General features: G+C 62.2%; 10 protein-coding genes and 2 pseudogenes. 7 read left to right on the top strand and 5 right to left on the bottom strand.

What is annotated here, in order from left to right:
* Positions 1-165 precede the first annotated feature (165 nt).
* Positions 166-624 carry a hypothetical protein gene (locus KV110_RS33245; protein WP_218471114.1) on the top strand — a complete coding sequence of 153 codons (459 nt, stop codon included), beginning with the start codon at positions 166-168 and terminating at the stop codon, positions 622-624.
* A gap of 306 nt (positions 625-930) precedes the next feature.
* On the opposite strand, the pseudogene KV110_RS33250 reads toward KV110_RS33245, so the two are convergent.
* Positions 931-1321 (bottom strand): annotated as a pseudogene (locus KV110_RS33250) (acyl-ACP desaturase); the annotation flags it as partial.
* Between the two features lie 237 nt (positions 1322-1558).
* Entirely contained in the window at positions 1559-2416 is an 858-nt protein-coding gene (locus KV110_RS33255; protein WP_343224138.1) for a PhzF family phenazine biosynthesis protein, read from the bottom strand.
* A gap of 109 nt (positions 2417-2525) precedes the next feature.
* Between KV110_RS33255 and KV110_RS33260 the strand changes: the two genes are divergently transcribed.
* The 4 genes from KV110_RS33260 (at position 2526) to KV110_RS33275 (ending at position 9457) form a co-directional block, all read left to right on the top strand.
* Positions 2526-2918: a hypothetical protein gene (locus KV110_RS33260; RefSeq protein ID WP_218471116.1), complete on the top strand. Its 393-nt coding sequence runs from the start codon at positions 2526-2528 to the stop codon at positions 2916-2918.
* A gap of 604 nt (positions 2919-3522) precedes the next feature.
* Positions 3523-3951: a hypothetical protein gene (locus tag KV110_RS33265; protein WP_218471117.1), complete on the top strand. Its 429-nt coding sequence runs from the start codon at positions 3523-3525 to the stop codon at positions 3949-3951.
* A 195-nt stretch (positions 3952-4146) separates the two neighbouring features.
* Positions 4147-8553 carry an AAA domain-containing protein gene (locus KV110_RS33270; RefSeq protein WP_218471118.1) on the top strand — a complete coding sequence of 1469 codons (4407 nt, stop codon included), beginning with the start codon at positions 4147-4149 and terminating at the stop codon, positions 8551-8553.
* A 1-nt stretch (position 8554) separates the two neighbouring features.
* Entirely contained in the window at positions 8555-9457 is a 903-nt protein-coding gene (locus KV110_RS33275; protein ID WP_218471119.1) for a hypothetical protein, read from the top strand.
* A gap of 326 nt (positions 9458-9783) precedes the next feature.
* Here the strand turns inward: KV110_RS33275 and rnhA are convergent.
* The 3 genes and pseudogenes from rnhA to KV110_RS33290 all read right to left on the bottom strand — a co-directional run.
* A pseudogene (rnhA, locus tag KV110_RS41685) lies at positions 9784-10209 on the bottom strand (ribonuclease HI); the annotation flags it as partial.
* Between the two features lie 1126 nt (positions 10210-11335).
* Entirely contained in the window at positions 11336-11539 is a 204-nt protein-coding gene (locus tag KV110_RS33285; protein ID WP_218471121.1) for a cold-shock protein, read from the bottom strand.
* Between the two features lie 139 nt (positions 11540-11678).
* The gene (locus KV110_RS33290) at positions 11679-12134 is read right to left on the bottom strand and encodes an IPT/TIG domain-containing protein (protein WP_218471122.1); all 456 of its coding nucleotides are present in this window, start codon (positions 12132-12134) and stop codon (positions 11679-11681) included.
* Between the two features lie 1197 nt (positions 12135-13331).
* Here KV110_RS33290 and KV110_RS33295 point away from each other — a divergent pair.
* Both KV110_RS33295 and KV110_RS33300 read left to right on the top strand, forming a co-directional pair.
* Positions 13332-14648, top strand: coding sequence for a serine hydrolase domain-containing protein (locus KV110_RS33295; protein WP_218471123.1), 1317 nt, complete (start codon positions 13332-13334; stop codon positions 14646-14648).
* 260 nt (positions 14649-14908) lie between these two features.
* Complete coding sequence (locus KV110_RS33300) at positions 14909-15235, top strand: thioredoxin domain-containing protein (RefSeq protein WP_218471124.1); 327 nt, start codon at positions 14909-14911, stop codon at positions 15233-15235.
* Positions 15236-15237: the final 2 nt, after the last annotated feature.

The raw sequence follows: 15237 nt of genomic DNA on the forward strand, positions 1-15237 counted from the left end.
TCGGCGTGTTCGCACTGTGTCGACACGCTGACGTGCCGGACCAAAAACTACGGTCTCGCAGGGATCGGCGTCGGTGCGAAAGTATTGGCCTCACCTCGGATTCGCTCGGGGCGGCTGTCGCGAGCGAAACCTGCTCGATGCCAAGACCCAGCCAGGAGAGCCCCCTTGCGAATCGCCGGTTCGATCCCCCTCGTCGCGGCCACTGTCGCCCTCACGTTGAGTGTGGGCGCATGTAGCGACACGTCGAGCGATACCGCCTCGACGACGACAACCCCGGCAACCGCGACATCCGCGGCGCCGGTCACGCCGACCGTGCAGTCGAGCACCACGGAACCTCCGCCCTTCCATGCCCCCTCAGCGGACCCTGTCGCCATCTCCTGCGGCACGGGCGTCTTCGGTCTAGCGATCTTCGCCGTCACCACCAAGGGCAGCGCCGCATGTGCCACCGCCCTTGCGGTGACCAATGCCTACGGCGAGCAACCTGCCACCTCGCGCCACGGCGTGCTGACGGTCTCCGTCGATGGCGCTTCGTGGACCTGTCAGGAGCAGCAGGGCCAGGTCAACCCGTATAAGGAATGCGTGAATAACGCCGATCCCGCCGAAAAGGTCAGGCTCTCTTCCTGATCGGCGGAAGTCGACCGAGCCTCGCTATACCGCCGCTGATTCCGGGTTCGGTGCAATTGCGTCGAACCCGATCGGCAGGGCGATGGTGACAGAAACCCTGATCAATCGATTGCGTTGGATGCAACGGGTTCGTGACTCGGTTTGCTCCTGGTTCGGCGCATATGATGTTGGCGGACAACGTCGTCATCTGGATCCGGCTCCGGCGGTGCTCACAGCGATGCTGGATGGTTGGCGGCGGCAGCAGGCGGCGCGGTTTCTCCGCGAGAAGACGATCGTGCCACGCTACCGGCTGAGTACGTGTCCGGATCATGAGGGCACCATCGCTTCCCGCCTATTCGCGTTGCGAGCGGCTATCCGGTCGCGCCGTTCCTCGAATTTAGGGTGCGTTGCTGGTATTCGTCAGAAATGCATCGAGTCGCTCGCGGGCCTGTTCGCCACGGGCGGTGAAGTCGTTGCGCTCGAACACTTTCCGTAGCCGCAGCACGGGCATGATGACCTCGTCGAGGTGCTGGCGCATGTCGTAGATGCCGTGTTTGGCCATCAGCACGCCGTAACGGCGGAAGTTGGGATTGCCGGCGCCGGGCATCTGGAAGTTCATCAGCATGACACTGACCGCCTCCATGGCCTGGTCCGGGGCGAGGTCCAGCGCCGCGCCGTACAGGTTCCGGTAGAAGATCATGTGCAGGTTCTCGTCGGCGGGCTCAGCGACACCGATGCACTGCGAAGGTCTTCACGGGCTAGCACCGACTCAATGAAGTTCATCAAGAGGCGGGCGGAGACGTGCGAGGAGTTGATTGACACGCTTCTCGGCATTTCAGTGCGTTGCCGACCGAGATGGTCTTAGCCCGTTGACCTTCGGGCGTGCTGCGTGATTAGTTCGAACCGCGCGCCACGCGGCATTTGAGTGTGTTCACGACTCCTACAGCGGGGGCGCTCAATTGCGTGAGCGGGGCTCGACGGGCCTGGGGATTGTTGCGGTGCCGCCGACGCGGACCACTGGGCCGCGCGGTCCGGGGCGAGTTGTGGCTGTGATGGTGGACGGTTGGTCGAGCGAGTCGCCCATGTCGACTTCCAGAGCGGAGAAGCCGTGATCGGCGAGATGTGCTGCCAGGCAGGCGGTGCTGTTGGCGTTGGCGATGTCTTCTGGCACACCGATCCCTGGGGCGAACATCCGAGCCGCGGCGCGCCCGTCCGGTGTCGGTGTGCTGTAGACATAGCAGCCCAGCAGTCCTAGCTGGTCGCACGCGTCGCGTAGCAGGGTCATGTCCGGTGCCAGACCGCGCAGGATTGCACGGTCGGGAACTTGCACCAGCATTCGGGGCCGACCGACCGAAGCGATACGGCATGGTGCGCACGTCTCGGCGGGATCGATGCCAACGGCGGTCAGCACCGGCTCGCTCTCTGCCATGGTGGGAGTGCTCAGCTCAACGGGCCCCGGATCGAAAAAAGCCTCGTACCGGGTGCCGTCGCCGGTGGCCCGACCGCGAAAAGTGCGGCCGCCGGACCGCAGCACGGCCTCGTACTCCTGTATCTGTGCACGGTGGGCCAGAACCGCCAGTGCCGCGACAGTGCCGTGCCCACAGGCCGGCAGTTCGCCAGCGGCAGTGAAGAAGCGCAATGAGACAGCCGCGCGGCCGGGCCGGACAAACACACCGTGCGATGCGCCCACCACACCCGGTAATGCACAGCGCTCGGCGTCGCTCAGCGATGTCATCTCATCGGCCACCACGGTCGGACTTCCACCCTGTCCTGCACGTTGGCAGACGTGGACGAGCATCATCTCCGTCCTCATGAAACCGAAAGACTAACAAAGGATCTCATCAACTCCCCGCCGTAGGATCCTGCTGGAACTGATCCCCGGCGGCGCCAAGAAATTCTTGTCCTCCCGCCAGGCGCGGGAAATGATCGCCACGATCACCTCGACCGACCCGGTCACCACGATCCAGCAGCGACTGGCGGGTCTCAGCGATAACCAGGTGGAGCGGTCGATCGCGGCGAACCTCACGGCCTCCATCCACCTCGCGCGACGGGAAGCATCGACCATGCGACCGGACCTGGTCGCTGGAGTACGAACAGATTTCCCGCAACGCACGCACATCGGTGCGGATTCAGGCGGTCATCGCAACACTTCGTTGAGTAGCTCCGCCCAGGCCGGGCGACGAGGTGGCCGTTGTCGTCGAGGTGGCCGGCGTGGGTTGTCCAGACTGAACACCTACCCGACCCGCGGCCGTCCGAGCAGGCAGATGGCCGATGTCATCCAGGACGCCGTGCTTCCTGGTCAAAACATCCAGTAAACATCCAGAAGGCCGAAAAATGGCCCAGGCCAGAAGGTTCGAAAACCTTCTGGCCTGGGCCGTTTGTAGCGGGGACAGGATTTGAACCTGCGACCTCTGGGTTATCACAGATCCCTCTACGGCCAACTTCGGACATGTTCGGATACCTAGCTTTACCAGCACGTATGCAGGTCGAGGGAATGCGTCGAAATATGTTGGTATTCAACTGTATTCGGGCAAAAAGGTCCAGTAAGGGTCGAGCAGAAGAGTTGCGACCGTGATCCGAGAGCGTAGAGTTCGCTTATGGTCGGGCAATGTGGCGGCCGGCGCGGCGGCGTGCGCACGGGCAGGTTCGCCTCCCGGCGGCCAGCCAGCCGAAGCACTCGTGGCCTTCTGCTCCGCAGAGCGACGACTGTTCTTCCCCGGTCCCGTCCTCATACCAGCCGCCTATGCGGAGGTCGGGCGTGTCAAGATGCCGATAGGCACCGTGTAGTGGACACAAAGGTGGTCCTTGCCCCGTTCGGCTGCAGCGAGACGATTGGTCATGAGGAAGGAGCGCCCCGCGACGCCGGTGGGGATGTTGGAAACGGTTGTTCGGCAGTCTGTTCCGGGGCACTATCGAGTGATGACTGAGTCTCGTCAGCAGCGTCGTGCCCGTGAGCGTGCTGAGCAGAAAGCGGCCAGTGGCCTCGGCCCGAACCCGCGTTTTGTGCATACGGAACCTCCGAATCGCCCAGTGACGATAAACGCGCGAGTGGTCTGGTCGGATGATCCCGACTACGCGCCCGAGGCTATATGGCATGCCACCTGGGAGGAGGTGGAGCCGGAACCTGCGCCCCTTCCTAACGGTCGAGACATCAACGATCTGGTTCAGGTAACCAGCTACATGGATGGCGACGACCTTGAGCTGTTGGTAGCCGAGGTTCTCGGGGCGATCGCCCAGGAGTGGCCCAACGATGACCTGACGGTGTCATGGTCGTTGGATGCGGATGCGAGGGAAGAAGCGAACAAGCTCGGCGTCACCTTTCCGACCCGTCGCTTGAAGCCGGTTTGATCGGCGGTGGGAGCTATCCAGGGGTCGATGCCGCTTTCATCCTGATGGGTCGCTGCCAGCTTGCCGACTGCGCCGGGCCGATCATTTTATTCTGCGCTCACCTGTCGAGGGCGTATCCGCGCGCTTCGACTTCTTGACCGCACGTCGGCCCGCAGCGGATACTGCAAGGCTGCCTATTCGCGAGGGGGTTCTACCGTGGATGACACCGACGACCGACTCTTGCCCGACGACCATGCAGTACGGCGGGATGTGATCAAGCTCGCGGAGTACGCGCGCGAGGCCGCGATATCCAGCCGGAGTGAAGTATTGGATGTTGAGGGCTACCTCGCGTGCTGGTGGCTCAGCGAGCTACCAGGAGGACTGGAGTTTCGAGCAACCCCCGCAACCGACGGGTCGGTTCTCAAAGTGCCGTATCGCAAGCCTCCGCCCTGCCCCACGGTGCCGGAACCACTCCGCAAATGCCTCAGTGAAGGTACGTGGACCGATCCACAAGTCTCCAACTCCGAGATTTCTGAGCAGCTCAAGCCAGCGGTAGACGGCGGAGATGTCCGGGCGACAACACTTCAAAGCGCGCTTGGGTTGCGGCAGGGCTGGATTGATCAACTTGCTGCCGACCGCCCCTATCGAACGTTCTACGAAAATCTTCGCGAGGCTGCGCACAAACTCGACACCCGGGACGACGAGTTCGAGCTGGTTCTGTGTTCAGGGCTTTTCGCAGGTACTGGCCCAAAAGCAGGGACCATCCGCCGGCACTTGCTGGTCAAACGCTGTTGGGTGCGGGTGGACAAGAAGTCGTCGGCGGTGCTGGTCGGGCCTGATCAGGACGTACCAATGCAGCTCGAAGACCGGCGGTTCCTGATGGGAGTGCTTGGTGAACGACTCAAGCACGCCTCCGAACTCCGCGACGAAGTCGCGGAATCGGATCTGCTCCCACACAATCCCGAGGAACCAGCGAAGTGGCTCACTGATTGGAGCCACCAGATGCTGCCGGACAGTCCCGCCTACAGCACCGCGCTGGCGCCACCACAATCTCGGGTGGACAAGACTTCCGCGGTAAGTGCCTCACCAGCGCTGATCCTGCGTCTACGCGACCGCTCCAGTGTCGCCGCGTTCTACGAACAAATCCTCGAACATCTCCGTTCGGGACAAGCCGCCGTCCCGCTGGGGCTGTTTCAGTTGCTACATACACCTGATGAGGGCCAGCAGCGCGCTTGGCAGGCTGCGACCGGGACGATCCCGGACAACCTGCTCAGTGATGACCCGTTGTTCCACAAAGAAACAAACGCCGAGCAACGCGAAGTTCTCGAAAGGGTGCGGCGGTTCAACGGCGCGGTCGTACAAGGACCGCCTGGTACCGGCAAAACCCATACCATCGCGAATCTGCTCGGAGCGATGCTCGCTGATGGACTTCGCGTGCTGGTGGTCAGCCAACGCGAGCAGCCGTTGCGGGTACTGCGCGACAAGCTGCCCGACGACATGCGATCTCTCTGTGTGTCGATGGCTAGCAAACGCGGTAGCGACAACGGCCTCGAAACGAGCGTTCGAGATATGTCGGCGCGACTGTCGCGGACCACCAGCGAGGCCATAGATGCAGAGGTGAAAAGGCTTGGCGCACAGCGCCATGCTGTACAAGCTAAGGTCCAAGCGCTGACCGATGACCTCACCGAGCTCCTGCGGGTCGAACATACCGAGCATCCGCCAGTAGCAGAGGGATACGGCGGTCTACTCGCCGATATCGCAGAAACCGTCGCAGACCACGCTGAGCGGTTCGCGTGGTTTCCGCCGCTGCCCCCAGCAGCACCTACTCAATGCCCGATGCCCTCATCGGACCTGCACGAGTTGGTGGTGTTGGGTCGCGCCGGCCTGAACGACCCCGCCCGTGCTGCACAGTACATACCGGATGCGGAATCGACGCCAGCGCCGTCGGCTGTTGCTGAAGCGATCCATACGATGGCACTGCCACCGCAGGATGGAGAGATCGGCCAACTCACAGATCGGCTGGCCGCTCTGCCTACCGATACCGTTCTTGCCTGGCGAGACACTGCACGGCGCGTGCTCGAACTGGCTGAACATCTGTACCGGGTTGCTTTGCACCGCATTTCATCGGTGGAGACCGGAACCAACGCAGTCCTCGCAGGTGTCGCCGTAGAGGCGTGGAACGATGTCCTCGGCGAGGTCGGGGTGGCGACCGATCTCGATCGACGTCTGCGTGCGCCCGCGGTGCGTGATGTGCGGTGCACGGCTCTGCTCCCTGAGCAGTGGGCAGCTGTTCGCGGCCAGGCAAAGGTGCTGCTCCAATCAGCCGAACATCTAAAGGCAGGATTGGAGAGCGGCGAGCTTCTGCGCAACAAGGTCCTCAAGACCTCGACCGCGTTCGGCAAGGCGACCGCCGTCGTGCGGCAGGGTTTCACGTTTCATGGCGTCGAACCGACAACACCCGAGGCTGCGAGCGCGGTAGCTGAGTACTTAAAGGTTCTGGTGGGAATGTCAGCCCTGGATCACGTGTGGCAGTACGTCACCGATCCTTGGGACTGGGATTCCGACGATTTCCGGCGCCTTGCGCAACGACGGGAGATCGAACCTCAGCTGGTTGTCCTGAAAGAGCTTGCAGAAAAGACTGCCATAATACGTAGCGGCCTTTCATCAACTGGGGTTTTGGCGATCCTGTCCGATATGGGCACCTGGCGAGCTTTTGCTGATGCCGCTGGTGCAGCCCTCACTCGGCATCAAGGCGAGGCTGCTCGAAGGATCTACGCCGAATGGTTGTCGCAATGGAAAGCCATTGCCGACCAACCGGATTCGGCCCCAGAGTGTAAAGCGGTCGCTGAGGCATTGGAAGCCCGAGACCCAGACGACTATCGCGTTGCTTGTGACGGCCTGGCCTCGGTGCGGCGGTCGATAGCCGATCACCGTCGCTATCGAGACTTGCTGGAGATCCTCACAACCGCTCATCCACAGTTGGCAAACGAGATCGATCGAACCTGTTGCGACACTGCTTGGGATGGGCGGATCGGACATGTCCGCGAGGCGTGGTCGTGGGCAGTGGCCCATCGGTTCCTGCGGGGTTCCCACCGCCCTGATCTGGTCGGGAGGCGGGAGGCGGACCTGGTCGCAGCCAAAGCCTTGCTCCGGAAGGTCACCGCGGAGCTAGCAACCGAACTGGCGTGGGACCACTGCCTGAAAAAGATGACGCCAAGCCAACACCGAGCACTCAAGCACTTCGAGGTGCTGGCACAGAAACAGGGGCCGGGGCGCGGCAACTACACCGCGGACTATCGCCGAGCTGCAAAGGCCGCGATGCGGGCGGCACGAGAGGCGGTACCCGCTTGGGTGATGCCCATTCCCAAAGTCGCCGAACTGATTTTGGCGCAGCCGAACTCCTTCGACGTGGTAATCGTGGACGAAGCCAGCCAAGCCGCGATGACATCGATCTTCCTGCTCTGGCTCGCGCCACGGATCGTCGTCGTCGGCGACGACAGGCAGTGCGCTCCACAGTCCAGCATCCAGAACCTCGAGAAGATGCAACAGCGGCTGCACACCGACTTCCCCCACATTGACGAGTACAAGCGCATACAGCTCCTACCCAACGGCAACCTCTACAACATCCTCGGCTGCGCCTTCCCTAACACCGTCACACTGCGCGAGCACTTCCGGTGCATGCCCGAGATCATCGACTGGCCGTCGCAGGAGTTCTACGGTGGCCGCCTGGTGCCGCTTCGGCAGTACGGTGCGAGTCGGCTGGAACCCGTCGTGATCGATCGCGTCCCAAACGGGCTGGCCCAAGGGGCGAACGAGAAGATGGTCAACCAGTTCGAAGCAGAGCATATTGTCGCGACACTCGTTGCCTGCTTCAGCGACCCTGCCTACGCGGGCAAGACGTTCGGAGTAATCGCACTGCGCAGCCGCGCCCAGCGCCAACTGATCCAGCATCTGCTACTCCAACGCATCTCTCCGGAGGAGATCGACCGCCGCGAACTCGCTGTCGGTTCGGCGGCGGAGTTCCAAGGCGACGAACGCGACGTCATGATCGTCTCTACTGTCTCCTCCGGCAGGACAAGGCAGATGCGCAAGGACACTCGTTATCTCCGCGATCTCAACGTCGCGGTCAGCCGCGCTCGAGACCAGCTCCGCATCACCACCTCATTGGTCGACGATGATCTCGACCCAGATGACATCCGACGCAGGATGTTTTCCCACTATCAGAACACGCGAAATCTGGCCCCGCGGCCGAGCGCGGTCGAGTATCCGGCGGACTCGCTTCGCCCGCCCTTCACTTCCCTGTTCCCGCAACGCGTTTACCGTGCGCTCCTCGAACGCGGCTATCACGCCAGCCCGCATGTCACGGTGGGCAAGCGCGAGCTCGACATCGTCGTATACGGCACCAGCGGCGCCGTCGCGGTGGTGTGCGACCACCACACCGGTGCCAGCGCTGAGGACACTGAACGAGACGCTGAATCGCTGCGCGAGCTACACCGCGCCGGGTGGCCTTTTCACCGAATCGTCCACAGCCAGTTCCTTCTCGACCAAGAATCGGCGTTGGCACCCCTGTGGCAGATGCTTGCTCAGCACGATGTCCGCTCGATCGAGACCTCGGAGGTTTGAGATGGAGCCCCTGGATGAGAAGACACTGTCGTCGCTGGCCGATCTGATCTGCGGCGACGACACACTCCACTATCGCCGCGCGGTAGACCTCGTTGACTTCTTCCGGAGCGCCGGGTGGGATGAAATCACTGACTACGACGGCGAATCGCGCCGATCATGGACCTACGAGCAGCTCGCCCGGAAACGCCACGACACAGACGCGATGGAACGCGTCCTGTGCCGACTGGTCGACCGCCGCGAATACCCCGGCAGGCCCGAACTTACCGACGCCATTCGTGCAGATCTGAACCGGCTCCTCGAGCCAGAGCTCGTCCATATCGAGCTCGATAACGACCTACGCCCACACCTGCGCCCTGGTAGAGCCCAACCCGACCATCCGCCGGAGGATCCCAGCAGACGCGAACTGCTGTACAGAGTCGAAGATGTCGTCACCGACAGACGGCTTATACCCCTGCTTAACCAGCGGATCCGTGAGTTCCATGCTTGCCGGGAGACCGGCAGCTACCTCGCCGCTGTCATCCTGGCGGGCAGCCTCCTCGAAGGCATATTGCACGACGCTGCCCAGCACCGGCCCGTGCCCCCCGAAATCTTCGACGAGCCAGAAGCCAAGAAGCTCAACGTGAGCAGGCCGCGTGGCCCAGGAGACTGGGGGCTACACCCCCTCGCTTTTGTGGCACGGCGTCTCCAATGGATCGACAGTGACGTCGGCGAAGTAATCGGAGCGCTGCGCAAATTCCGTAACATTGTCCACCCTCGACAGCAACTCGAACTAGTCGGCGAGGTCCCAGACGCTGACACCCTTGAGATGTACTGGCCCATAGTGGTCGGGACGATCAACGACCTCGCACGCACGAAACCCGACAACCGTGCCACGAACAAAAGGAATATCTCGAATAGCGGCTGATGGAGGAGTCCCGAAAAAGGTTACTGGTCGAGCAAGTTGAGCTCAGATTGTCCAGCGCTGGCAGGCCGGTCTCCGATATCTCGGTGCGCCTTGCATCGACCTCCGCCGGTCGCGACGCCGCATGGCTTGCCCTTCTTTGTGATCGAGCCACACTGCAACGCTGGGTCGTGCACATGGCAAAGCCCCGATCGCCCGGCAGCTGTCCGGCAGCGCTCTGCGGCTTTGGTGAACGCGCTGCACTGCTCGCCGCCCCGCGAAGTCTGTTCACGATCAGGCTTCGCAGGACGAGGTGCGGGCGTACCAGGCCGTTTCTCCGATCCGCCGACTTCCAGCACACCGCGGACAGCTAGGCGGTCAGCACGCTCGTTCTCCGGATGCCCGGCATGCCCTTTTACCCACTCCCATTCGATCTTGTGACTCGCGCAGGCGTCAGCAAGGCGCTGCCAGAGGTCCGCGTTCTTGACCGGCTCCTTCTTCGTCGTAACCCACCCGTTGACTTGCCATTTCGGCAGCCACGAAGTGATGCCGTCCCGGACGTACATGCTGTCGGTATAAATCCGGACTGTCGATGGTCGCTTCAAAGCCTCCAACGCTTGAATCGGTGCCATCAACTCCATTCGATTGTTTGTCGTCGGCCCTGGATCGCCGCCATAGATATCTCGCTCGTGCTGACCGCATCGGAGCACCGCACCCCACCCGCCAGGTCCGGGATTGGGGCTGCACGCCCCATCGGTATAGATCTCCACCTCCACCCGTGCGAGGCTAGCTCGGTTGACCTTGACTGCCTAGTGCCGATGACGGGCACTGAGCCTCTCCGGATCGGTCTAGGTTGTTCGGCACGGATCCGCCGATGGCCATACGCGCTGGTGGGACGTGGGGAATGGTCATGGTCTGCACCGGGTTTCGGGGAGCGCGTGCGGTGATCGTGCCGACAGTCGGTGCGTCGGCGCGGGCAGTCTTGATGTTGCGCATTGGCTTCCGTCTTTCTCCTCGCGAGGCGATAATCGGTGTACGGGAACTGACGAGAGACTCACCGAGCGTCAGTCGTTACTTCTCGGGCAAGGTGCGCTAGACGGTCGGCGCTCCTCGAACGTGTGAAACGCTGCATGCAGCCCGTCCGCTCAGGTCCCTGAGCGAGCGGTTATCCAGTGGCCGGGAATCCCTCCGTGAGCCGCTGGTTCCATCGGCTCCCAGGTAACGACCGCCGACACCCAGCCGTGCCCTGGGGTCGAACGACAGCATCTCGTATCCCCCTGGGAGCGCGCCGAACAATCCACTCTCCGTGAGCTCGAGGAGGCTGAGTCAGCGCTGCGCACGTGCCCCGCTGTGAATTTCCGGATCTGGTGACAACGGCCAGTGAAAATTCCCACCGACGGCCAGCTACGTATCCCGTAGGCGGCCAGTTGGCACAGTGTGGCTCATCGCCAGCAACTACCGCGAATATCCGCACATGCCGATGTGCGAGTGTTCGATCGGTCCTGATCAAGCGGCCGGTCGAACACCCTGAGAAGATCCGCTACTGCCGAGTTGAGTGCGTTCAGCTGGCCTGTCATCGGAACATCCGGATCTTGTCGCCGGTCGACGCTCGCGTATTCGACTGCCGGGTTGTGAGCGGACGCTGCACCGCTGGCGGCACTGCGCGCTGCCCCTCTCGACACGGAGAACGGGCCAGCACACCCATGCCGCCCGTTCTCAGCACGCATCCGTCCACACGCTGCAGCGATACACTCGCCCCGGAAGGGACGCGGTCGCCTGTTACGCCTCCGAGGTCATCTCAATGCTGGTGTGCCGTCACCGTGGAACCGGCCCGCGACGCCGTGACCGGCTCTGCTATGTCTGCCATCACCAGCGGCGTGATCACGGCAACGGCGAATCAGCTCACTGCATGGTGACGTTCTTGGCCTGTGGACCCTTCGGACCCGCGACGGCGTCGAAAGTGACCAACTGGCCCTCTTCCAGCGTCATGTATCCCGAGGCGTTGACGTCCGAGTGGTGGACGAAGGTGTCCGGGCCTCCGTCGTCCGGGCTGATCATGCCGATGCCCTTTTCCGGGTTGAACCACTTCACTGTCCCTGTCGTCATGGTGCTTTCCTTTCCGTCGGTGTTTACAGCTCACGGCATGACCATCGCGCCCGCCTGCCGCGAGAGCATCAACTTCTTCGACGCGAGTGCTTGGCAGCCAGAGCCAAGCAGCCCACGACCGCGGATCCGCCGCCTGAACTCAGCGATCGAAACTGACCACATCGGGTTCCTGGGACCAGTCCACGTTCCAGTACTCGTGCCCGATGCCCCCGCGGCCTGGGGTCGCTCCCACGTGTATCTGGTTGGCGGCGCTGGGCACGGTGACCCGTGTGATCCCGCCTGTTCCTGTGTTGCGCATGGAGTCCCCGTCCGAGGCCGTGGTCTCGACGAGCGGAGTCGTGGATTCCTGGTTGTCCACGACGACATAGACGTCGTAGGGGCCGCGGTCGGGGGTTTTGGGAGTGGTCAGGGTGATATGCCAATCGTCGTCCACCGTGTAGTCCTGGACGTCGTGTTCCGGCCTTTTCGGGTAATGATGATTGCGGAAGAACACCCTGCTGGCCCCGGTGAAGCCGAAGCCGGTCACAGTGACCTTCTCCCCGCCGCTTTCCTGGACCATTGCGGGATACAGACCCTTGATGACTGCCGTGAACATCAGCTACTCCTCTCATCGAGCGGATTCGAGCGAGGTTGCGTTAGCAGAGTGCCCAGCCAAGTCCAGGCCAATACTGCTCGCTGCTTCGTCAGACGATCCGCCGACCGGACAGCACGGCGCGTGAACTGGTCTATCCGTCCAGGTTCAGCATCATTGCCCCGCGCCGAGGTAGAGCTTGTTCGCCTGGCTACCGGCCACCCCATTGAGATGCCCACTGATGGCAACCCCAGCCCGAACAGCCACGTTCGGCCGCGTCCGACGAACGTCCGCTACTGCCGCATGGCGCGCGTTGGCCAGGCCGTCCAATTTGGTTGGATGACAACGCTTCTCAACGTCCGTTCCTGTCGAGTTGAGTGCATCCCTTAGGGCTCCGAGCGAGGTCCGCGAAGCCTTCTCCGAACGCTGCGGGGAGCTCGAACAGCAGTTGCGGGACAGGCTTCATCCACCCGCCCGCGCACCTGTCGGGCTGATGCCGGACGGTGATACACGGGCAGAGCCGAACTCGGGAACGGCGAACTGTACCCAAACAGTCCCTATGTCGGTTTTCGGCAGATAGGTGGCGCAGTAGTAGTCATGATGGGAGAGTGGGTGTTGGTAGCCAAGGCAATTCGCTACAGCTTCATCATCGAACTCCAGCTCCGGCAGCCGCATTCGTGGCTGTTCGAGTGTCGGTCCAACGACAACCAGCAGGAGGTGATCGATCGTGACCGCACAGCCAACTCCCGTCGGCGCCAACGAGTTCCAGGTGGCATTCGTCAATTGACGGATCCGGCTCCGGAGTAGCGCGCAGGACACTTGTTCGCGCAGAGCCCTCTCCTGCGTTCTGCGGGCCCTTTCAGCACTTCGACGACACGTTCGCGCTGTCGTCGCTGAGGCGACCGATGGGGTCTCGCCGGGCGGGAGCATAAAGCGGACAACCACTTTCGGGCGCTTCCTCCGCCGTGAGGCTGCGTGCCTGTGATAGGCCGACACGGCCCGCGCCCGTGTAGCGCAACGAATCTATATGCAGGGCAGGTGGTTCCGCACACCATAGGTAGTACCGGGTCTCATGGTTGCAGGGAAATCTGTCGCGCTCATCGAGACCCGCCACCGCGCCGGTCACGGAGTGCGCGGGGCCGGTCTGCACTGCAACATCCGTTTCCTGAGGGTTCTGTCACAGCATTGGACTCAGAATCCTCCATATTCGAAGGAGATCCAATGTCGAGGAAGTTTCCCAAGCCCCCCACCCCGTGCATGGAGGTGACCAACGGCAATTGGCAGAAATCGGTGGGAAGCTGGTCGTACCAGAACATGGATAAAATTCTCAGCACCGAACCCATTCCCCGGATCCACGATGACAGCGACGTGGCGTCGCTACCGGATGCGGACTGGGTGGATCGTGACGAGATCCTCGATCTCGAGGTGACGCTGAAGAACAACGAGCGCTACACGGTACGGAAAATCATCGACGCCACCGACACCGACGGCTGGATCGTGCTGCGTGACAACAAGGTGGTCATCGAGCAGTACTTCGGGACGATGGCAGAGGATACGAGACATATCCTGATGTCGGTGACCAAACCGCTGACCGCGACCGTCGCCGGGATCCTGATGGAGCAAGAGAAGATGACGACCCGCGGCGAATACATGCTCGAGCCCGACAAGAAGGTGAACGACTACGTGCCGGAATTGGGTGGTCCGAACTCAGGCTACAAGGGCGCCACCGTCCAGACAGTGCTCGATATGCGTAGCGCCGTAAAATTCTCCGAGGACTACCTCGACCCCACCTCCGAGGTGCGGGAGATGGACGGCGCGTCCGGGTGGGCACCGCGGCCAAGTGATCAGTCACCGACAGCGGTCAAGCAGTTTCTCAGCAACATGAAGCTGGCCTCGGACCCGAAGCGGATACCGGGTTGCTTCGAGTACCGCAGTTGCGAAACCTACGTGATCGGCTGGGTCTGCGAGGCGGCCTACAAAATTGCCCGCGGGACGGATATGTCCTTCGCGCAGATAGCGTCTCAGCTGCTCTGGTCGAAACTCGGGGCCCAGCACGATGCCTACATCACCGTCGATGAAGAAGACACCGGGGGGTTCGACGGCGGCATCTGCGCCACCTTGCGTGACCTGGCCCGGTACGGGGCGATGATCTGCGGTGGCGGTAAATCACTACGCGGACACCGAGTGGTGTCGCAGAGATGGGTGGACGACGTCTTCAAAGGCGGCGACGCACAGGCTTTCGCGGACGGTCCGCGGTACAACGAACTCGACATGCCAGGTGGCAAGTTCCACAACATGTTCTGGTCACCCTCCAGCGATCGTAATGTGGTGATCGGCATCGGTATCCACGGCCAGATGCTCTACATCAACAAGGCCACCGGAACGGTCGGGGTGAAACTCTCCAGCTGGGCGCTGCCGGAGGAAGCCTGGAAAGGCGGATGGAAAGGCTTCTCCGCCTTGTCGATATTCCAAGAGATCGACACCCATCTGACCAGGTCGGCGGCTTCGAAGATTTCCGCCGGGGTAGCCGGCCGCTGAAGTCCGGTCACCACGGTGAACCGGTCCATGCGACTGGTGACCGAATGCCGATGCGCCTCGAATCTGCGGGCGGCGGCCCGCGTGGACCGCCGCCCGCGCCGCGAGGATCTCCACGACTGTGCAGACCCGGGACAAGCCACTACTCCGGATGCTTGTCCGGCAACTGATCAACTGCGCGAGAAGGGACTCCGTGTTCGGCGTGGCGTGCCACATCTGGAGTGTTCGCGAAGATGCCCTAATACCAACTGAGAAGAGGGGCCATGGATGTCATCGAGATCACCAGCCCGGAGCAGTTCGAGGAGATATTTCGCACGAACGACAAGGTCGCTACCCATTTCACGGCGACATGGCGTGGTCCCAGCAGGCTCATCAGCCCTGTGTTCGAGCAGTACCAGAACATCGTGTTCGTGAGCGTCGATGTCGACAAGGTCGCACCGGTCGCGCAGAAGTACGGCTGCCGCACCACGCCAACCTTCATGATGTTCAAAAACGGAAATAAGTCGGACGACCTGATGGGCCCCAACAAAGCTGGCCTCGAAGACAAGGTCAAGATGTTGGCGGGGGTGACCGTCACGCGGAAAACATGATC

This window comes from Nocardia iowensis (genome assembly GCF_019222765.1).
Lineage (GTDB): Bacteria > Actinomycetota > Actinomycetes > Mycobacteriales > Mycobacteriaceae > Nocardia > Nocardia iowensis.